Below are 626 nucleotides of genomic sequence, written 5' to 3' on the forward strand. Positions count from 1 at the left end.
AGACGCATAGGTCGATGCGTCAATTTTTTAACAATGGAATTTATACTGAAAATGATAGTGGCGGGATTGCTGTTATCTCAGTTTAAGCTCCGTTACATTGTGAAAAATTCTATGACTGAGTCTGCAAAAGATATTAATTCGATCTACTCTTCTTATAACTTAACTCAACATAAGTATATTGAAACAACAGAAAACGAGTCTTACGTGCAAGCTAAAAATAAGTGGTTGGTCTTTCAAGCCAACAGTGCTCGTAATGCTCTGCCTCAAGTGCGTAATAAGCAGAAAGGTTTAGAAACGGAAGCGATATGAAACGCCTTCTTTTTGTTAGTTTAAAAGGTGGTTGTGGCTCAACGACCGTCGCTGCGAACTTGGCACAAGCATTAGTTAAGATAAACAAACAGGTACTGGCCATTGAGGTGGTGCCTAACAGTTTACTGCAAACTCATCTTGGCTTGCCGCAGGAAGAGCAAGATGGCTGGGCGAAACAACTTCTTTCAGATAAACCTTGGACCCAGGCTGGCTATGAAAGCCCACAAGGTGCACTTTTTTTACCGTTTGGCCATCTGAATTCTGAGCAGTTAAAAGCGTTTTTTAACGAGCGTTCTCACTACCTATCAATGCTAGGT

The 626-nt window shown here is 41.1% G+C and carries 2 protein-coding genes; both read left to right on the forward strand.

Annotation, left to right across the window (positions count from 1 at the left end):
- The coding region (locus R8N47_RS26210) for a hypothetical protein (RefSeq protein ID WP_318186231.1) at positions 1–309 on the forward strand (309 nt) is incomplete at its 5' end.
- Positions 306–626 (forward strand): cellulose synthase operon protein YhjQ/BcsQ (locus R8N47_RS26215; RefSeq protein ID WP_318186232.1); only part of this gene is annotated, 321 nt, incomplete at its 3' end. The genes R8N47_RS26210 and R8N47_RS26215, both read left to right, overlap by 4 nt.

The sequence above is a fragment of the Vibrio sp. 2132-1 genome (genome assembly GCF_033344315.1).